The organism is Pricia antarctica, assembly GCF_900101815.1.
Classification (GTDB): domain Bacteria; phylum Bacteroidota; class Bacteroidia; order Flavobacteriales; family Flavobacteriaceae; genus Pricia; species Pricia antarctica.
Window position 1 is genome coordinate 402,801 of the sequence record NZ_FNAO01000001.1, and the last position, 19,867, is coordinate 422,667.

The window sequence follows — 19,867 nt, forward strand, 5'->3', positions numbered from 1 at the left end:
TTATTCGATTTTATCAAGAAGGATGTCGCCAGTTACCGAACTGACATCATAAAACGTATCACCGGATGGAATTTGATTTCGCCCTACCCTGCCATACTTACTCGTGGCCTTGATTTTCGCGTTTCTGGCCAATACTGAAATAGTTCCGCTTTGGGTGGCGACTACTGCGGTCCCGGAAATACTTTTTAGATGGCAGCTACCGTCGCTAAGGGTGATTTTTAGCTTTTCATAGCTGCCTTTGGCCGTTACATGGCATCCTGTTCCGAAAATCGTTACTCTTTTCTGTTCTGGCAGTAACAACTTCAACGCAATGGAAATTACTTTGTGGGCACTGAGTTTGTCGTTCGGTTTTTTGAAATTCGGCTGAAATTCGGTGTCTATAAAAAGGGTATTACCCGATGTCTTGACATTTACCAATAAGTCGTTACAATACTCACCATCGATGGCCGCTTCGACTAGTACCTCATTACCCGGCGCCGTATCGACGAACAGTTCGAAACTGTTCGTGACATTTAAGATTATCGCCTCAATTTTTGGATTTATGAAAGATTTTTTTACAATTTTTTGGGCGTAGAGGGTATGCGCTAGTAAGAAAAAGAAGAAGCAGATCCATTTCATTACCAACCCTTACTGCTGCATATTCTTGGCCTCTATGCTAAGGGTCGCATGCGGCACCAGTTTGAGACGCTCTTTGGCAATAAGTTTACCGGTTACGCGGCAAATACCATAGGTCTTGTTTTCGATACGCAGCAAGGCGTTCTTCAAATCACGTATAAATTTTTCTTGACGAATGGCTAGTTGCGTATTCGCTTCTTTGCTCATGGTCTCCGACCCCTCCTCGAAGGCCTTGAAAGTAGGCGAAGTATCGTCCGTACCATTATTGCCATCATTCATATATGAACTTTTCAGCAGCTCTAGATGACTCTTGGCCTTTGTTATTTTATCTTCGATCAGCTCCCTGAATTCGGCCAAATCTCTGTCCGAATATCTAACTTTTAAATCTTCTGCCATAACCTAATGTTTTACAATAAATAATTTGGTTTTTACTTCATCAAAGGCCACTTCGATACCTTTTTCTAATTTTTCCTCAAAACGCAGATCAGCGGTCAAGGTCTCGGTTTTGATGTATTCGAGATTGCTTTCTACCGCTTTTTCGACAAAGCCATCTTTCAGAATTTTCACTACTATTTTGTCTGTCACTTCGTACCCCGAATCCTTTCTAATATTCTGGATCCGGTTCACCAATTCTCTTGCGATTCCCTCTTTTCTGAGTTCATCGTCGATAGAAACATCAAGTGCTACGGTAAGCGAGCCCTGATTGGCCACCAACCAACCCTCGATATCCTGTGAAGCTATCTCTACATCTTGTAACTCTAATATAACGCTTTTATTTTCAATGTCGAGGGATATTTTTCCCTCTCGTTCTATTTTTTGGATATCTTCTTGCTGTAACTTACTGACCGCGTGGGCTATTTTTTTCATGTCCTTGCCAAACTTTGGCCCTAAGACTTTGAAATTCGGTTTGATCTGTTTGACCAAGATTCCGGAGGCATCGTCCAAGAGCTGTATCTCTTTGACATTGACTTCGGATTTTATAAGATCGGCCACCGCTTCGATTTCCTGTTTTTGGATTGAGCTCAACGCGGGAATCATTATTTTCTGTAGCGGTTGGCGCACTTTGATCTTTTCCTTCTGGCGGATGGACAGGACCAAGGAGGATATCGTCTGCGCCATTTCCATTTTACTTTCCAGCTCCTTGTTTACGATAGAAGCATCGTAAATCGGAAAATCAGCCAAATGCACGCTTTCAAATGCATCCTTTTTCGTAGTGGCGGTCAAATCTTTGTACAATCGGTCCATAAAAAAGGGAGCCACAGGTGCCGAAAGTCTGGCCACCGTTTCCAAACAGGTGTGAAGGGTTTGGTAGGCCGATATTTTATCCTTTTGATATTCCCCCTTCCAAAAACGTCTTCTGCAAAGGCGCACATACCAGTTACTTAGATTTTCCTGCACATAATCGGATATGGCCCGCGTAGCTTTTGTCGGTTCATAATCGGCGTAGGCCTCATCGACGATTTTTATTAGGGAATGTAATTCGGACAGCACCCACCGGTCAATTTCGGGACGCTCGTTAAGCGGGATGTCATCCTCTGAATAATCGAAAGCGTCGATGTTCGCATACAATGCGAAGAAGGAATAGGTGTTGTACAAGGTGCCAAAAAACTTGCGCTTTACCTCGGCGATACCCTCGATATCGAATTTGAGATTATCCCATGGGTTGGCGTTCGAGATCATGTACCAGCGGGTGGCATCGGCGCCGTGTTCGTTCATGGTTTCGAACGGATCTGCGGCGTTACCCAAGCGTTTACTCATCTTTTTGCCCTCCTTATCGAGCACCAGTCCGTTGGAAACTACATTTTTATACGCTACGGAATCGAAGACCATGGTAGCGATGGCGTGCAGGGTATAAAACCAGCCCCGGGTCTGGTCGACCCCCTCGGCGATAAAATCGGCGGGGAACGGAATGGTTTGTCCGGGGGTAAGGGCTTTAGGGGCATCGAGCTGACCTTTGGGTGTTTCCTTGGGGCCCCTTTCAAAAGGATAATGCCACTGCGCGTACGGCATGGACCCGCTGTCGAACCAAACGTCGATCAGGTCGGCCTCGCGCTTCATAGCCTTCCCGGATGGGGAAACCAAGGTAATGTCATCGACGATGTTCTTGTGCAGGTCGATAGTGTCGTAGTTTTCTTCGGATAGGTCGCCCACAACAAAATCCGCAAAAATATCTTTTTTAAGTACTCCGGATTCGACCGCTTTCGCCATCTCGGACTTCAGTTCGGCCACGGACCCGATGATGATTTCTTCCTGTCCGTCTTCGGTACGCCAAATCGGTAGCGGGATGCCCCAATAGCGAGATCGAGAAAGGTTCCAATCATTGGCGTTGGCCAACCAATTGCCGAAACGGCCCTCGCCTGTTGATTTGGGCTTCCAATTGATGGTGTTGTTCAATTCGACCATACGGTCTTTGACCTCGGTGACCTTGATAAACCACGAATCCAGTGGATAATACAGGATCGGTTTATCGGTACGCCAGCAGTTCGGGTAGCTGTGTACGTATTTTTCGACCTTGAAGGCCTTGTTCTCTTCTTTTAACTTGATAGCAATTTCGACATCGACCGATTTTTCTGGCTCCTGACCCAAATCATAATATTCGTTTTTGACATATTTGCCAGCCAGTTCACCCATTTCCGGGCGAAACTTGCCCTGAAGGTCGACCAAGGGAACTGGATTTTCGTTCTCGTCCAACACCAGCAACGGCGGTACTTCGGGTACGGCCTGTTTGGCGACTAAGGCATCATCGGCACCAAAGGTCGGCGCGGTATGTACGATGCCCGTACCATCTTCGGTAGTCACAAAATCCCCTGCAATGACACGAAAGGCGTTTTCAGCGTTTTGGTAGGGCAAGGCATATTTTAGGAGTTGTTCATATTGTATACCGACCAAATCTTTTCCTTTAAACTCTTTGACGACATAGAATGGAATCGTCTTATCTCCAGACGTGTACTCTAACAATTCCGGCTTTGATTCGACCAGTAGGAATTTTCCCGAAAACTGTTCGTTTACCAAACGTTTGGCCAGAATAACGTTGATAGGCTTAAACGTGTACTGGTTATAGGTCTCCACCAAAACGTAATCGATTTTCGGCCCAACAGTCAAGGCCGTATTCGAGGGCAGCGTCCAAGGGGTGGTCGTCCAGGCCAAAAAATAGATATCGCCTTCCTCCTTTAAAAAATCAGGGAGTGATGATTCGACCGCCTTGAACTGCGCTACGGCAGTGGTATCGGTAACATCTTGATAGGTGCCGGGCTGATTAAGCTCATGCGAGCTAAGGCCCGTGCCCGCTTTGGGCGAATAAGGCTGAATGGTATATCCTTTATAAATTAGTCCCTTATCGTATATCTGCTTCAACAACCACCAGACCGACTCCATATACTTCGGCTTGTAGGTAATGTACGGATCCTCCATATCGACCCAATACCCTACCTGTTCGGTCATTCGATTCCATACGTCAGTGTAGCGCATGACCGCTTTTTTGCAGGCGGCATTGTAATCCTCCACGGATATTTTGGTGCCGATATCCTCTTTTGTGATACCTAATTCTTTTTCGACGCCGAGTTCAATGGGCAACCCGTGTGTATCCCAACCGGCCTTTCGTTTGACCTGAAAGCCCTTCATGGTCTTATATCTGGGGAAAATATCCTTAATAGTACGTGCCATAACGTGATGGATACCTGGCATACCGTTCGCGGACGGAGGCCCCTCGTAGAAAACATAACTAGGCTGGCCTTCCCTTGTGGAAACGCTTTTCTCGAAAATTCCGTGTTGCTTCCAATAACCGAGAACCTCCTCGGCTACTTTAGGCAGATCTAAACCTTTATATTCGGCGAATTTCATATCCCCTATTATCTTCAATAATTACTATTCGTGCCACTCGGAAATTAGGATTTTTGTCTTGGCAAAGAAAAAAATAAATTTGTCAAAACTCCCGATTTCCGAGTGGCAAGAATAAAGGCTGCAAAATTAGGGATTTTGATCGGATTTTGCGGATATCCCATCCTTGAAATTGAGACAACAGTGTCACACGCTATAAAATAGAATCCAAAATTCAAATCAATCCGTATATCTTTGCGAAAACAACTAAAAACTAAAATCATGAAAAAAGTATTTCTAAGTTCCCTTTTGATGCTTGCGTTGAGCGTATCTTTCGTTTCTTGTAGGGACGCCGAAAATAAATCGAACGACGCCATGGAAGAGTCTGAAGACGCCATGGACGATGCCGGTGATAAATTGAAGGAAGTAGGGGATGACATTCAAGACGGCGCCGAAGAAGCGGCCGATGATGTCGAGGATGCCCTAGACGATGCCGGTGATGCTATCGAGGATGCCGTTGACGATAACTAAATTGCTATTAATTTATTAGGAAGAAGCCCTGACTGAGAAGTCGGGGTTTTTTTGTGGGTTATCCGAATACCTCGTTCAGTACCGCGAGGGATTTGGGCTTTCGGAACCCCTGTAAATGCAGTTCAAAATACAGCACCAACGATTGCAAAAGCTCCTGTCGGTTCGTTTTGTTCATTTTTATAGTAGGTAAGGTATCAAAATGTACGCCCAAGAAGCTTTTGAAATAACCCAGATTGTCTCCGGTAAGTACCGGATGAAGCGACGGGGTATCTGTAAACTCCCCTTCCAAAAGGTCAAAACAAGCCGCTTGTACGTTAGAGGTGTCGGGATAAAAGCCTAAATATTTGGTGAACTGTATCAAAAAATGGCAATGAAAATTAGCGATTTCATCATGGATGTCCAACCACTGAAAAGAGGCTTCCAAAAATTCGAAAAGCGCGGGATTGACCTCCTCTTCATGGATACTATGGCCCAACATCTCTGCTAGGAAGAGGGTCATGGCGTTTTTGGCGATATTGCTATGTACCGATTGGTACGGATAGTTGATCTTCGCTTCGCGGATACTTTCCAAAGTGCCTTTGTTCTTGTGATTCGCTACAATCTCCAATTGGGTGAGCGGTTGAAAGTAAGCGGCCTTTAGCTTTCCCTTTTTGGCGGATAATACGCCTTTCAGCATATAGGATTTCAGTCCATCGGAAGCCGTAAACGCCTTTACGATTAGACTGGTATCGCCGTATTTTAAAGAGGTCAAGACGATGGCTTTGGTGGTTACCTGCATAGGACGGTCGAATTAAATCACCCCCTGCGCCAGCATCGCATCCGCCACTTTCACAAAACCTGCAATATTGGCTCCTTTCACGTAATTGCAGTAGCCATCTTCTTCCATACCGTATTTGACACAGGAGTCGTGAATGTTTTCCATAATACCACGGAGCCTGTCGTCCACTTTTTCGCGTATCCAGCTATAGCGTAGAGAGTTTTGAGTCATCTCCAAGCCAGACGCGGAAACGCCACCGGCGTTGGAAGCTTTTCCAGGGGCGTATAATATTTTAGCTTTTCTAAATGCTTGCATCGCCCCAGGAGTCGAAGGCATATTGGCGCCTTCCGAAACACAGATACAACCGTTTTTCAACAAGTTTTTGGCATCCCTTTCATCCAACTCATTCTCTGTGGCGCAGGGCATGGCAATATCGCATTTGATATGCCATGGTCTTTTCCCCTTATAATATTTCCCTGATGGATACTTTTTGGTATATTCCGAAATTCGGCCCCGCTCTTCGTTTTTTAGATTCATAATGAAGTCTAGTTTCTTCTCGTCAATCCCATCAGAATCATGAATGCATCCTCCCGAATCGGAAAGGGCTATAACTTTGCCCCCCAAATCGATGATTTTTTCAGCGGCAAATTGCGCCACGTTTCCGGAACCCGAAACAACTACTGTTTTACCCTTCACCTCATCGTTCTTGGTCTTCAGCATACTCTGCGCAAAATATACCGTTCCGTATCCTGTAGATTCCGGCCGAATTTTTGATCCGCCCCATGAAAGGCCTTTTCCCGTAAGTACCCCGGTAAATTCGTTCTTAATCTTTTTATAGGTACCAAACATGAAGCCGATTTCGCGGGCGCCAACCCCTATATCTCCGGCTGGAATATCGGTAAACGGTCCGATATGACGGCAAAGTTCAGTCATGAAAGATTGGCAAAAACGCATGATCTCATTATCGGATTTTCCTTTGGGATCAAAATCGGAACCTCCTTTCCCACCACCCATCGGCAATGTGGTCAAACTATTTTTAAAGACCTGCTCAAACGCCAAGAATTTTAGAATACTTGCATTTACCGTCGGGTGAAATCGCAAACCTCCTTTGTAAGGTCCGATAGCGGAATTCATCTGTACGCGATAGCCGCGGTTAACGTGTATCTTACCCGTATCATCGTACCACACCACCCGAAAGGAAATCAGGCGTTCAGGCTCAACCATTCGCTCCAAAATCTTTTGGTCTTTGTAGATTTTATGTTTGGCGATATAGGGAATAACAGATTCCGCCACTTCCTGCACGGCTTGCATAAATTCTGGTTGGTGACTGTTTCTTTTTTTGACCTCGGCCATGAAGCTATTGATACTTGCATCCATAAAGTTACTTTGATTTTAGTGAACTCGATTTGAGCTATGGTTTAAGCTTGGCATACCTTAACTGCGAAATATATAGAACTCAATTAAATTTGCCAAGCAAAATAACGGATTTACAAAATGATTTCGACATACTATGCCCCAAAATTTTCCCATCGCAGGAACTAACCGATGGCCTGTTCCAGATCGGCAACCAGATCTCCTGCATCTTCAATACCAACGCTCAATCGTATCAAAGCATCAACGACCCCGCTTTTCTCACGTTCTTCCTTGGGGATGCTCGCATGCGTCATGCTCGCCGGATGGCCCGCCAAGCTTTCGACCCCGCCCAGAGATTCGGCCAACGTAAAGACCTTTAGTTTTTCCACGATCTTAATGGCATCCGCTTCGGTACGGCTTTTAGGGATAAACGAAACCATACCCCCAAAATCCTTCATCTGTCGCTTGGCGATTTCGTGGTTCGGATGGCTTTCAAAGCCGGGCCAAAACACCTTATCAATTTTAGAATGTTTGTCCAAATATTCGGCGACCGCCCGTCCGTTCTCGCAATGGCGTTGCATCCGAACGTGTAGCGTTTTGATGCCCCGTAACGTTAAAAAGCTGTCCATCGGACCACAGACCGCGCCGCTGGCGTTTTGTATAAAGTAAAGTGCATCCGCCAGCGCTTTATCCTTAACCACTAAGGCCCCGACCACCACATCGCTATGGCCACCGAGATATTTGGTGGCGGAATGCATGACGATGTCCGCGCCCATATCTAACGGCGTTTGCAGATAGGGGGTGGCAAAAGTATTATCTACCGCCAAGAGGATATCGTGTTTTTTGGCCAATTCCGCGACCGCTCTAATGTCGATAACGTTCATCATCGGGTTGGTCGGCGTCTCGACCCAAAGCAGCTTTGTATTTTGGTTGATGTAAGATTGAATAACTTCGGCATCCTGCATCCCTATAAAATGAAAGGTAATTCCGTATTTTTCGAATATCTGTTTAAAGATACGGTAGCTACCCCCGTACAAATCGTTCGTTGACACCACCTCATCCCCCGGATTCAAAAGCTTGATCACCGCATCAATAGCGGCAAGACCACTGCCGAACGCTAGTCCATAAGTACCATTCTCAATACTTGCCAACGAATTTTCAAGGGCCGTGCGCGTCGGGTTGGCACTACGGGAGTATTCATAGCCCTTATGCCCGCCAGGCGTGGTCTGCGCATAGGTCGAGGTCTGGTATATCGGAGGCATCACAGCACCGTAGGCCTTATCGGGACTTTGCCCACCATGAATCGCTTTCGTATTGAATTTTAACTTTTTTTCTTCCATTTTTTACAATTATTCCTACAAATGTATCGTTATCTTTGATAGCATACAAAGGTGTGCGCGTACTGATTGCGCTATAAACCAACCCAATACCCAAATTCATGAAGGCCCCATTGCCCTGTTTCCTGATTTTTTTAGTGCTGATCGGCTGCCAAAAAAAAGAGAATAACCTGACCTTTGAACCTCTTAAATTAGGCGATACCCTATGTGAAGACTGCCCCCATATCTCTATTACGATACCTCGGGCCATTGAACACACCAGAACGGCTAACACTATTAATACGGCCTTACAGGAAGAAATTATTTCCTTGCTTCTATTTGATGATGACCTAAAAATCGCCAATCTTGATGACGCCCTTATGTCATTTAAAAATGGCTATTCCGAACTAAAGGACCTATATCCGGAAGAAACCACGCCCTGGGAAACCAAAATTGACGGAAACGTCGTTTATGAGGATGAAAAGATACTTACCTTAGAGCTGAATTCCTACGTGTTTACAGGAGGCGCCCATGGTTACAGTGCCAAACGTATCTTAAACTTCGACAAAAAAAGAGGCGTAGAACTCGAAAATTGGCAGCTTTTTCGAAACCGTAAGGATTTTCAACAATTTGCCGAGGCAAAATTCCGTGAGCAGGAAGCCATTCCCGCGGAAGCCTCCATCAATTATACCGGACTTATGTTCGAAAAGGACAGTTTTTACCTGCCGGAGAATATCGGTTTTACCAAGGAAGGTGTGAAGTTACTTTACAACCCCTACGAAGTTGCTTCCTATGCCGATGGGCCCATTGTTCTCACCCTGCCGTTCAAAGAAGTGAAACGGTATTTGGCGAAGGAGACGAAGTTGTGATTCACTAGGTCTTGGCGGCCGCAAAATCCCTTTAAAAAATTTCGAGATATATCTTTCCTGCGCATTTTGGCAATACGCATATCGCTGTGCGCCAGAATCTTCAAAGCACTCCTATCTATTTATTAACCGCTTTCTGCAACCCAAGTATAGTTCCCAAATGCAGGTCTTCATGAAATACGTTGAAAGTCATCGCATCCTCAACGCTGTTCAAGGTCACATTTACACTGGTGGTATACGTGTTGAAATCCTTGAAAAGTCCGGACTCATAATCTTGCTTCGCCCATTCGGCGGTAGAGATTAAAAAATCGCCGATTTCCTTGATTTCCGCATCGGTCGCCGAGCCGTCGGGCACCGTTCCCTTTTTAAACTTTTCTATGAACTGCTCGGGTATGCGCATTTTCAATCCGCTGAACTTGTAAACCAGTATCTGTTGGGTCGCGACTACATGGGCTATATTCCACCAAATATTGTTACGGAACCCGGTGGGGATTTCCAGTAATTGCTCTCTAGACGTGTTGTCGAGAATTTTATAGAGCAGTTTGCGGTTCTGTAGCGTGGTATCGAAAATTTTTTCCAAAGCGTATCATTTTTAATGTGGATTCCAAAAATAGTACAATTGAATAGAAATTGGTTTCTTTGTAGGACGCAAAATTCCAGTTCAACAGATTCCTGCCGAAGTTTATCCTGAGCGAAGTCGAAGGGCAAGAATGACAAAAGTTTTTTATGAAAGTTTACCATCTCAGCACCTGCGACACCTGCCAACGCATCATCAAAGAACTGCAACCTTTAGACGACGCCGATTTGCAGGACATCAAAACGGAAGCCATCACCGAAAAACAAATTGATCAAATGCAGGCTCTGGCCGGAAGTTACGAAGCTCTGTTTAGCAAACGCGCCCGCCTCTACCGCCAAAGGGGACTGCATGAAAAACAACTTTCGGAAACCGATTATAAAAACTTGATTTTAGAGCAGTACACCTTTCTCAAACGCCCCGTAATAGTGGGCGACGGCCAAATTTTTATCGGAAACAGCAAAAAAACGGTCGCTGCGGCCAGGGAAGCCATTCACGATTGAGCAAAAGAACCCTTGCCATACTTGCTGCCATTGGGGCCACTACCATATACGGACTTAACCATACGATTGCCAAGGGGGCAATGCCCGAATACGTGCAGCCTTTCGGATTTATTATGTTTCGGGTTATCGGTGCGGCGCTATTATTTTGGATGCTATCGCCATTTGGACCGAAGGAAAAAATAGATCGCAAAGATTATGGCAGAATGCTACTTTGTGCATTTTTGGGCATGGGTATTAATATGTTGGCCTTTTTTAAGGGGCTTTCACTATCCACGCCGATTAACAGTTCTGTACTCGTTACAACCACCCCGATAATCGTGCTGATACTTTCCGCCATTTTTATCAAGGAAAAAATTGGGGCAAAAAAGATTTTTGGCATCGCTATCGGACTCACAGGCGCGGTCGCCCTTATCTTCTTTGGACCTTCGTTGCGGGAAGATGCCCCTAATATTCCCTTGGGCAATTTCTTAGTATTGATGAACTCGGTATTCTATGGTTCGTACTTGATCGGGGCGAAAACCTTGATTGTCAAATACCACCCGTTCACATTTATGAAATGGTTGTTCACCTTGGGTATTTTTATCTGCCTGCCCTTTGGCTATCGGGATTTTGTTCAGGTCGATTTTGTCAACCTGCCCTTTGAGGCCGTTTGGCGTATCGGTTTCGTTATCTTGGGTACCACGTTTTGCACTTATCTTTTCAACATTTTTGCACTCACCCAGTTAAAGGCATCCACGGTAAGTGCCTTTGTATATATCCAGCCCTTAATCGGAATTCTTTTTGCGGTTGCCATGGGAAAGGACAGTCTATCCATTTTGAAAATATCGGCCGCATGTTTGGTGCTTCTTGGGGTGTATTTGGCGAGTAGCAAGTCTTCTAGCCCCAAAGCGAAAAACGCTCGTCCAAGCCATAAGAATTGAGAAGTCCTCTTTTGAGTCTTATGCCAAATCTTTCGGAACTTTGGCGAACTTGCGCGTATCCTCTTTGGTCAACACCCGAAAACCCTCCGCTTTTTCGACGCCGCTGAAAGCGCTCAACAAATCATTGGTCAAGCCGGTGAGCTTTCGCGTCTTTAAATCCATCCAAGAGCCCATCATTTCACAATGGGCAAAATTATTCCCCTTGTAGTCATAAAAATTATGTAGGAACTCGAAAAATTGGGCATCTTCGCTCATTCCCGTGATTTCCATGGATACCCTTATCGGTTTGCCGGGAAATACTTCCTTAAAATAATAGATATGTTCGTAGAATACCACCGGACCGATTTGGTTTGCGGCCAGTGTTTTTTGGTTAAAGCCGATTTCCATCAAAAAGGCCATTCGGGTATGGCTCATAAAATTAAGATATGCGGAATTGGCCAAATGGCGATTGGCATCGATATCACTCCAGCGGATTTCAAAGTCTTTTAAGTACATTTTTCTCAACATTTATTATGCGTGCATAAGATTCGCAAAAGTAGGATAGTTTCGGGAATTGACTAAGCGGGATTCAAGAAATTTTTACGGACCTCCCCATTTTCTTGAGGAACGTGCTTCATTTTTGCACGGATGTTCTTTTTCTTTGGATGGATTTTTTTTGAGGATACCTATTTCGCTACACTTCCTTTCGCAAGGCACCCCTCTTTAGCCATTTGAAATTCTACTTTATGACGTTATTAGGATGCAAATAGCATCCGTATAGATGCACTCCAGTTTTACCGTTATATTTGTATCTCGTACAAAAAATTTCATATGTTGTCAAAACCCGCCTTCATCAAAGACCTATCCCTACCCGTTATAGCTGCACCCATGTTTCTGATTTCCGGACCGAAACTCGTTATCGAATGCTGTAAAAACGGTATTGTCGGCACATTTCCCGCCCTTAACCAGCGCACCAGCGAAGGGTTTGAGGAATGGCTGATCGAAATCAAGTCCGAACTCGCAAAATTCGAAAAGGAAACCGGTAAAAAAGCGGCCCCGTTTGGTGTCAATCTTATCGTACACCAAACCAATCCCCGGGTTGAGGCCGATCTTAAACTTTGCGTAAAACACAAGGTGCCGATTGTCATTACCTCATTGGGCGCGGTCAGCCAAGTCGTAGATGCCATACATAGTTATGGCGGTCTGGTCTTTCACGACATCATCAAAAAACGCCATGCCGAAAAAGCACAGGAGGCCGGAGTAGACGGATTGATCTTGGTAGCTGCTGGTGCAGGCGGACATGCCGGCACCATCAACCCAATGACCTTGGTAGCTGAAATCAAGAAATTCTTTAAAAAGACTCTCATCCTTGCCGGATGTATCAGTAGCGGGCGCGACATTGCCTCAGCCCTTCAAATGGGTGCTGACATCGCCTACATGGGCACCCGATTTATCAACACGGAGGAAAGCAAGGCCACTGATGAGTATCGCCAAATGATTATCGATGCCGGCGCGAACGATGTGGTCTATACCGCTTCGATTTCCGGGGTACACGCCAACTTTTTAGGGGCCAGCCTAACGGCCGCCGGCATCACCGAGGAAGATTTAAAAAAGGACACCAAAATCGACTTTGGAAAAGAGCTCGATACCGAAGCAAAGGCTTGGAAGACCATTTGGTCGGCCGGGCAGGGATCGGCCATGATCGATGATTCGCTGCCGGTCTCGGAATTGGTAGGACACTTGAAATCGGAGTTTAAAGAAGCTATTGAAGAGCAGGCTAAGCTATTAGAGGATTATCCGAAGTAAATAAACTACCTCGACACAAGCATCCGAGGTATAAAATCTCAAAAAAACCAACTCCCTTTTCCGATGCCGCTACTTTCATCCGATTATAGACCGCCCCTTCATTTCAGGAGCGGACACCTATCCACCATCTATTCCGGATTGTTCAGAAAGGTCGACGGACTCGACCAAGAACGCGAGCGTATCGAGCTTTCCGACGGTGATTTTATGGATGTGGATTGGAGCTTCGCCAAAAAACCATCTAAAAAAGTCGCCATTCTGTTGCACGGTCTCGAAGGCAACGCCCAGCGTCCCTACATCACCGGAAGTGCCAAGGCTTTTAATGAGGCGGGCGTAGATGCCTGCGCCGTCAATTTTCGGGGCTGTAGTGGAGAGACCAATCGGCTGTACCGTTCGTACCACTCAGGGGCTACAGAAGATTTGGATGCCGTGGTGCAGCACATCCTACATACTAAAGATTATGGAGAAATCTATATCAAAGGCGTCAGTCTCGGTGGAAATATGGCCCTGAAATATGTTGGGGAACCGCGAAATATTCCCAAAGAACTGAAGGCCGTCATAGCTGTATCCGCGCCGTGCAAACTCTATAGCTCGCTAAAAGAACTGCTGAAACCCAAAAACTACCCCTACGCGATCCGGTTCCGTAAACATCTTGTTGATAAACTGCGGTTAAAACTGCCCCTTTTTCCCGACCGTATTTCAAGATCGGAGATTAAAGCAATCAAGAACCTTAAAGACTTCGACGACATCTACACGGCTCCAGCTCACGGTTTCAAAGATGCGATTGATTATTACGAACAATGCAGTTGCCGACAGTTTTTATTGGAGATTCAAGTGCCATCACTCATCATCAATGCTGAAAACGATTCCTTTCTAGGGCCGGAATGCTATCCTTACCAAGAAGCGGAGAAAAACCCAAATATACATTTGGAAACCCCGAAATATGGTGGCCATGTTGGATTCATCGACTCTGAAAATCGCTATTATTCTGAAAAAAGAGCAATAAAATTTCTGGAAGAGGTCATTTAATTTTCACTATTCCTTATATTAGTACCAGAAAATTAAGCTCTTGCCACTTACAACCATCAAAGCGGCACAAATAGACACACAAATGAAAAAAATACTCGTAGTATTTGCCTTAGGTGGATTAATCATCGGCTGTGGCGAATCGAAAAAGGAAGAAAAGAAAGAAGGTTTTGAGATGAACCGCGCCAAAACAGCCGACAAAGCGACCGAAGCCCAAGCGGAAAGCGTACCCGTTGATATGGACAATGAAGGTGTCGGTCCGTTCAAAAATATATCTTTTGACAGCGACATCGATCAAGAGCTGGCCTCTGCAGGTGAAGCCAAGTTCAACACCATCTGTACCGCCTGCCATATGGCCGAAAAGCGTATGATCGGTCCCGCCTTAAAAGGCGTTTACGAACGAAGAAACCCAGCCTGGGTGATGAACATGATAATAGGCCCTGACAAAATGCTCAAGGAAGATCCTATTGCAAAGGCATTGCTCAAAGAGCATAACAATGCCATTATGCTTAACCAGAATCTATCAGAAGACGAAACCAGGCAAGTGGCAGAGTATTTGCGGACACTGTAGACTTTGCGAAGAAGTTATTTGAAAGTGCTTTTATCCGGTGGCATACAGGGGATAAAAGCACTTTTTGTGTTTATTCTTTGGAAGTTAACTGTACTTTGCAATAAAAGCAGAATTTGAGAAACAACACAAAAACCGATTCGTATGGGGTCAAATAAGATTCAAGGAGCACTTTGGGGAAAGAAACCTGAAGATTGGGCATTAATACAAGAAGCTACAGGTAACTCAGGTTATGAACACGTATTCGAATTTCTAAAATCGACTTCTGCCGATACAATTTTAGATGTGGGTTGCGGTTCTGGCTTCTTTAGTAATCTTGCTCACTTGAAAGGGTTAAATGTAACAGGATTAGATGCAAGTGCCCCTTTAATTGAACAAGCGAAAAAGAGAAATCCATCAATAAATTTGCATGTTGGGGAAATGGAAGAACTACCTTTTGAGGACCACTCTTTTGATATAGTTTGTGCCTTTAATTCAATCCAATATGCAGAATCCGTTAAAAATGCAGTATTTGAAAGTAAACGAGTTTTGAAGAGGAATGGAAAATTAGTTATTATGATCTGGGGGAACAAGGAAGATTGCGAAACTGGTACTTTCTTAAAGGTAGTAGGTAGCTTACTTCCACCTCCAACGCCCGGAGCAGGAGGTCCCTTTGCTCTTTCAGATAATCGATTATTGGAAACAATTTTAGAGAATAGTGGATTAAAAATTATCGATAATACGGATGTTGTCGCCATTTGGGAGTATCCGGATTCTGATACCGCTTTGAGAGGGTTATTGTCAGCTGGCCCTGCTGCCAAAGCAATTGAGAATAGTGGATTTGAAAAAGTGTATAGAGAATCGTTTAAAGCCATCAAACCCTACATTCAGAAAAATGGACGTGTCATTTATAGAAATAAGTTTAGAGTTGTCATTTCTGAAAAATCATAGAAAACATTACTTCCCATACAGCAAATAATAAGAAACAACTGTCAGTAGGTTCCATTCTTACCATAAAAGTTAAATGTAACTTAAGCGAATTAGTTGCCGAATTAAAGCCTAAACCATATAAAGGATTTAAATATCGGGAAGGAGCTTTTACCCCTATTCGACTCTTCACTGAATATGTTCGCCAGAAAAAAATACTTGAGATTTTAAAAACACCTTTGGCATCGAGAACCATATACGGTCTGAGTAAATTCAAAAATTCGTCAGCCCAGTTTTACCTACCAACTAAAAATAGGATGGTCTGATTTTAAAATAGGTAGCATACTATTCGAAAAAGAAGGTTTGAATAAAATGGTAAGCTGACCAATGTCATATTCTGCTCTGGCTTAAATACTTATTTTTGTAATTTTCGATTCTAAACTTCGCCATGCGGAAAGCAGCAAAGCTTGTACTTTATATTCTATTGCCCTTGTTTTTGGCCAAATGCGCCGACGTTGGGAAAGAACAAAAAAAGACAGCGAAGAAAACTCGGTTCATACCCCGTATTACCGCCTTGCCCCAAACGGTAAAATCCCCCAAAGACAATCCTGCATCCCCTGAAAAAGAAATTTTAGGGAAACTGCTTTTTTACGATCCCATTCTTTCGGGTAACAAAGATGTGGCATGTGCCACTTGCCATCACCCCAATAACGGCTATGCGGAGTTTTTGGATATTAGCATTGGTCCCAATTCGCGCGGTTTGGGCAGCAAACGAAAATTCAATAGCCCAAATGACATTCCTTTTGTAAAACGCAATGCGCAAACGATAATCAATACCGCCTTTAACGGCATCGATTCTTACAATCGGTACAAGCCCGAACAGGCCAGCATGTTCTGGGACGACCGGGCAAAAAGTCTGGAAAAGCAGGCTTTGGAGCCCATAATTGCGTTTGCGGAAATGCGGGGGCACGGTAGTACCGAATCCGACATCCTGGAAACGGTCATCATGCGATTACAGGAAATACCCGAATACCAAAAATTGTTCGAACGGGCATTTGGCGGAACAGATGCGGTTACGGTAGATAATTTGGGAAAGGCCATTGCCGCTTTTGAACGAACAATAGTCACTAACAACTCCCGGTTCGACCAATACATGCGGGGTGATGAAGATGCCATTTTGATTTCGGAAAAAGAGGGTTTTAAACTTTTTAAATCGGTAGGCTGTGCCAATTGCCACAACGGGCCGATGTTCTCCGATTACAAAAAGCATGTTTTAGGAGCTCCCGAAAACAATAAGTTGCCCATTCCCGATGCGGGGGTTCAAGATACCTTTGCTTTTCGCACCCCTTCATTGCGCAATCTGCGATTTACCGCCCCGTACATGCATAACGGAAGCCTTCAAAACTTAAGGCGGGTTCTGGAGTTCTACGAGGATATATCCAACGGAAAAGTCCGCAATCCGAACGTACCCAAAGAGCGGTTCGACCCCTTTGTCCGCGAGCTTCAACTAAGTGTAAAGGAAATGTCACAAATCATTTCCTTTTTAAATACGTTGAATGACGACAGTTTTGACAAGGTAATTCCGGAAACCGTGCCCAGCGGTCTTTCAGTAGGGGGAGATATTCAGTAAAGCTGGTTCTTAAAAAATAGTATAATCAAGTAAGCTCACGGTTTAGTAATTGAACTCAATTAGACTTTTTCTTTTACCTACGAATAGCACATTCTGAGGCCCTATTTCGTTATTTTAAAAACCGTAGTCCTGCTATACCGTAAAAAATGACTTCATTTGACCTTAAAAGCCGATATTCCCCGTTCCAAACCATACCTCTAAAGGAGTTCATCATCCAAATGATACGCCTATGACCGAAAAAGAAAAAATGCTCAAAGGAGATTTCTACGATTCAAGAGATCCCGAATTGTTACGGATGTACCACAATGCCCGAAAATTGCTAAAAGAATACAACCATCTCGATTCGGAACTCACACAAGAACGCAATCGGATTCTAACCGAACTATTCCATCATAAAGGCCCAGGCTTATGGATAGAAATCCCGTTTTTCTGCGATTACGGAAAAAACATATCCATCGGAGAAAATACCTTCATCAATACGAACTGCATATTTTTGGACAACAATACAATAACCATTGGAAAAAATGGACTAATTGCCCCCTATGTTCAAATATATACCGCAAATCATCCTTTAAAAGCATCCGAACGAATCATCGAAACGGGAGACGGTTCCCGTTATCGAACGTTTGCCAAGCCGGTCAGTATTGGAGACAATGTTTGGATTGGAGGGAATTCAGTAATTTTTCCCGGAGTTACCATTGGGAATAATGTTACCATTGGCGCGGGAAGTGTGGTCACGAAATGTATTCCGGATAATGTCTTGGCGTTTGGAAATCCTTGTGAAATAAAAAAAGAACTTTGAAAAATAAATCACAATAATAGCAGTAAGCACTGCTGGCGTCTAATGCGGAAATAGAGGTCTGCGTATGGATTAACCAATATTCGATAATACGCGTCATTTAGCGATTTCTCAGCTAGCCAACGTTCCAGACCCTTTGACTTATATTTCTATTTTGCAAATACTTCAACTTCAAAACTAGAGTCCTCTGAAATATCAATTGATGATTTAAAAAAGCTTTCTGCCTAAATTACCGCAAAAAAAACGCTCACCATTGTGTATAACCGCTAAAGCCCCCAAATCTCATAAGGGTTTTTCAAATCATCATTCCCCTTCTTTTTCACTTTATCGACCATTACCTTGTAAGTAGGGTCTTCCAGTACATTCACGTCAATAATTTCCTCTGCGTTTTCGAGAAGTCGGATGCAATCCTTGCTTAAATGACGTAGGTGGACTTTCTTCCCTACCTTGGCATAACGTTGGGTAATCTTGTTCAAGGCCTCGATGCCGGACATGTCGGCGATTCGGCTTTCCTTGAAATCGATAATGACCTCGTCGGGATCGTTCTGTACATCGAACTTTTCTCCGAAAAGGGTGGTCGATCCGAAGAACAACGGACCGTAGATTTCATAATGTTTGATACCATTTTCGTCGATACGTTTTCTCGCCCGGATCCGCTTGGCGTTTTCCCATGAATAGGCTAACGCGGATATGATTACACCCAATAGAACGGCAATTGCCAAGTTGTGGGTAATCGCTGTAATGAGGGTCACGAGAACCATGACCACCACATCGGAGTTGGGCATTTTCCGAAAAGTCTTAAAACTCGCCCATTCAAAGGTGCCTATGGCGACCATAAACATCAGGCCGACCAAGGCCGCCATAGGCAAACGTTCGATCAAGCTGGAGCCGAACATAATAAATACCAGCAACATGATAGCTGCAGTAATGCCAGACAAGCGGGCCCTAGCCCCTGCGGAAACATTGATCAAACTCTGCCCGATCATGGCGCAGCCGCCCATACCGGAAAGAAATCCGGAAAAGATATTCGCTGTGCCCTGGGCAACACACTCTTTATTGCCGCTACCTCGGGTCTCTGTGATTTCATCAATGATGTTTAGGGTCAAGAGACTTTCGATCAAACCTACCCCCGCCACGATGGCCGCATAAGGTAAAATAATCATTAAGGATGCAAAGGTCAGCGGGATCTGCGGAATGGTTAGCGGTGGAAATCCGCCTTTGATGGATTCGCCTTCGCCCATGATGCCCGCTACCGTCAAAGTATCGACTCCAAAACCGATGACAATGGCCGAAACCACAACGATGGCCACCAAGGAAGACGGCACGGCCTTGGTCAGTTTCGGCAGGCCCCAAATGATTAACATGGTCAACAAAGCCAGCCCCAGCATGGTTAAAAACGGAGCCGTAGGCAATAGAGTATCGGTGCCTTTTTGATAGAAATTGGGGAACTGGGCCATGAAAATAATGATGGCCAATCCGTTTACAAAACCAAACATCACAGGCTGCGGCACCAAACGGATGAATTTCCCCAAACGGAGCAATCCCACCGCAATCTGTAGCACGCCAGCTACGATTACGGTGGCGAAGACATAGTTCAATATGGTTTCGGGCTCGATACCGGGAAAGTTGCGTTTTAGCTCTAAAATTAATCCGATAAAGACGACCGCTACCGCTCCCGTGGCCCCGGAAATCATGCCGGGACGTCCACCAAAAATTGAGGTAATCAAGCAGAGTACGAAGGCAGCATAAAGACCGGTCAGGGGCGAAAAACCGGGAATTAGGGCAAAGGCGATAGCCTCTGGCACCAAAGCCAAGGCTACGGTAAGTCCCGATAGGATTTCCGTTTTATAATCGACTTTTTGCTGAAAGTTAAAGAGGTTGAGGTACTTTTTCACTGGGCTGGTT

The 19,867-nt window shown here is 44.7% G+C and carries 19 protein-coding genes; 10 read left to right on the top strand and 9 right to left on the bottom strand.

The genetic code is table 11. The features are described 5' to 3' along the window. The 3 genes from BLT07_RS01665 to ileS are packed head-to-tail and all read right to left on the bottom strand — an operon-like array spanning position 1 to position 4,455. Positions 1–618: a DUF4097 family beta strand repeat-containing protein gene (locus BLT07_RS01665; protein WP_091865062.1), complete on the bottom strand. Its 618-nt coding sequence runs from the start codon at positions 616–618 to the stop codon at positions 1–3. Between the two features lie 9 nt (positions 619–627). Next, positions 628–1,011, bottom strand: coding sequence for a TraR/DksA family transcriptional regulator (locus tag BLT07_RS01670; protein ID WP_091865064.1), 384 nt, complete (start codon positions 1,009–1,011; stop codon positions 628–630). A 3-nt stretch (positions 1,012–1,014) separates the two neighbouring features. Next, complete coding sequence (ileS, locus tag BLT07_RS01675; protein ID WP_091865066.1) at positions 1,015–4,455, bottom strand: isoleucine--tRNA ligase; 3,441 nt, start codon at positions 4,453–4,455, stop codon at positions 1,015–1,017. Between the two features lie 258 nt (positions 4,456–4,713). On the opposite strand from ileS, the gene BLT07_RS01685 reads away from it, so the two are divergent. Next, a complete protein-coding gene (locus tag BLT07_RS01685; RefSeq protein WP_091865070.1) occupies positions 4,714–4,962 on the top strand; it encodes a hypothetical protein in 249 nt (82 codons plus the stop codon). A gap of 58 nt (positions 4,963–5,020) precedes the next feature. Here the strand turns inward: BLT07_RS01685 and recO are convergent, their stop codons facing one another. The 3 genes from recO to BLT07_RS01700 all read right to left on the bottom strand — a co-directional run bounded on the left by recO (position 5,021) and on the right by BLT07_RS01700 (position 8,412). Beyond that, on the bottom strand, positions 5,021–5,740 hold the full coding sequence (gene recO, locus BLT07_RS01690; protein WP_091865071.1) for a DNA repair protein RecO: 720 nt from the start codon (positions 5,738–5,740) through the stop codon (positions 5,021–5,023). A 12-nt stretch (positions 5,741–5,752) separates the two neighbouring features. Continuing rightward, the gene (gene gdhA / locus BLT07_RS01695) at positions 5,753–7,096 is read right to left on the bottom strand and encodes an NADP-specific glutamate dehydrogenase (protein ID WP_091865073.1); all 1,344 of its coding nucleotides are present in this window, start codon (positions 7,094–7,096) and stop codon (positions 5,753–5,755) included. 161 nt (positions 7,097–7,257) lie between these two features. After that, positions 7,258–8,412: a cystathionine gamma-synthase gene (locus tag BLT07_RS01700; RefSeq protein ID WP_091865075.1), complete on the bottom strand. Its 1,155-nt coding sequence runs from the start codon at positions 8,410–8,412 to the stop codon at positions 7,258–7,260. A gap of 98 nt (positions 8,413–8,510) precedes the next feature. Between BLT07_RS01700 and BLT07_RS01705 the strand changes: the two genes are divergently transcribed. Further along, on the top strand, positions 8,511–9,257 hold the full coding sequence (locus tag BLT07_RS01705; RefSeq protein WP_091865076.1) for a DUF3298 and DUF4163 domain-containing protein: 747 nt from the start codon (positions 8,511–8,513) through the stop codon (positions 9,255–9,257). Positions 9,258–9,372: 115 nt separating this feature from the next. Here the strand turns inward: BLT07_RS01705 and BLT07_RS01710 are convergent, their stop codons facing one another. Further along, positions 9,373–9,834 (bottom strand): DinB family protein, encoded by a 462-nt coding sequence (locus BLT07_RS01710; protein WP_091865078.1) that lies wholly within the window; start codon positions 9,832–9,834, stop codon positions 9,373–9,375. A 146-nt stretch (positions 9,835–9,980) separates the two neighbouring features. On the opposite strand from BLT07_RS01710, the gene BLT07_RS01715 reads away from it, so the two are divergent. Continuing rightward, the gene (locus BLT07_RS01715) at positions 9,981–10,331 is read left to right on the top strand and encodes an arsenate reductase family protein (RefSeq protein WP_091865080.1); all 351 of its coding nucleotides are present in this window, start codon (positions 9,981–9,983) and stop codon (positions 10,329–10,331) included. Then, positions 10,328–11,251 (top strand): DMT family transporter, encoded by a 924-nt coding sequence (locus BLT07_RS01720; protein ID WP_091865082.1) that lies wholly within the window; start codon positions 10,328–10,330, stop codon positions 11,249–11,251. Before BLT07_RS01715 ends, BLT07_RS01720 begins: the two co-directional genes overlap by 4 nt. Before the next feature lie 18 nt (positions 11,252–11,269). Here BLT07_RS01720 and BLT07_RS01725 read toward each other — a convergent pair whose 3' ends face one another. Next, on the bottom strand, positions 11,270–11,746 hold the full coding sequence (locus BLT07_RS01725; protein ID WP_091865084.1) for an acyl-CoA thioesterase: 477 nt from the start codon (positions 11,744–11,746) through the stop codon (positions 11,270–11,272). 315 nt (positions 11,747–12,061) lie between these two features. Between BLT07_RS01725 and BLT07_RS01730 the strand changes: the two genes are divergently transcribed. The 6 genes from BLT07_RS01730 to BLT07_RS01755 all read left to right on the top strand — a co-directional run bounded on the left by BLT07_RS01730 (position 12,062) and on the right by BLT07_RS01755 (position 17,965). Continuing rightward, positions 12,062–13,036, top strand: a complete 975-nt coding sequence (locus BLT07_RS01730) for an NAD(P)H-dependent flavin oxidoreductase (protein ID WP_091865086.1) — start codon at positions 12,062–12,064, stop codon at positions 13,034–13,036. Positions 13,037–13,099: 63 nt separating this feature from the next. Continuing rightward, positions 13,100–14,062, top strand: coding sequence for a YheT family hydrolase (locus tag BLT07_RS01735; RefSeq protein ID WP_091865088.1), 963 nt, complete (start codon positions 13,100–13,102; stop codon positions 14,060–14,062). Positions 14,063–14,144: 82 nt separating this feature from the next. Next, positions 14,145–14,630 (top strand): c-type cytochrome, encoded by a 486-nt coding sequence (locus tag BLT07_RS01740; protein ID WP_091865090.1) that lies wholly within the window; start codon positions 14,145–14,147, stop codon positions 14,628–14,630. A 141-nt stretch (positions 14,631–14,771) separates the two neighbouring features. Continuing rightward, positions 14,772–15,557 carry a class I SAM-dependent methyltransferase gene (locus tag BLT07_RS01745; RefSeq protein ID WP_091865092.1) on the top strand — a complete coding sequence of 262 codons (786 nt, stop codon included), beginning with the start codon at positions 14,772–14,774 and terminating at the stop codon, positions 15,555–15,557. 424 nt (positions 15,558–15,981) lie between these two features. Further along, positions 15,982–17,163, top strand: coding sequence for a cytochrome-c peroxidase (locus BLT07_RS01750; protein WP_091865094.1), 1,182 nt, complete (start codon positions 15,982–15,984; stop codon positions 17,161–17,163). 229 nt (positions 17,164–17,392) lie between these two features. Next, positions 17,393–17,965: a sugar O-acetyltransferase gene (locus BLT07_RS01755; protein ID WP_091865096.1), complete on the top strand. Its 573-nt coding sequence runs from the start codon at positions 17,393–17,395 to the stop codon at positions 17,963–17,965. A gap of 263 nt (positions 17,966–18,228) precedes the next feature. Here the strand turns inward: BLT07_RS01755 and BLT07_RS01760 are convergent, their stop codons facing one another. After that, the gene (locus BLT07_RS01760) at positions 18,229–19,857 is read right to left on the bottom strand and encodes a SulP family inorganic anion transporter (protein ID WP_091865097.1); all 1,629 of its coding nucleotides are present in this window, start codon (positions 19,855–19,857) and stop codon (positions 18,229–18,231) included. Between the last annotated feature and the right edge of the window lie 10 nt (positions 19,858–19,867).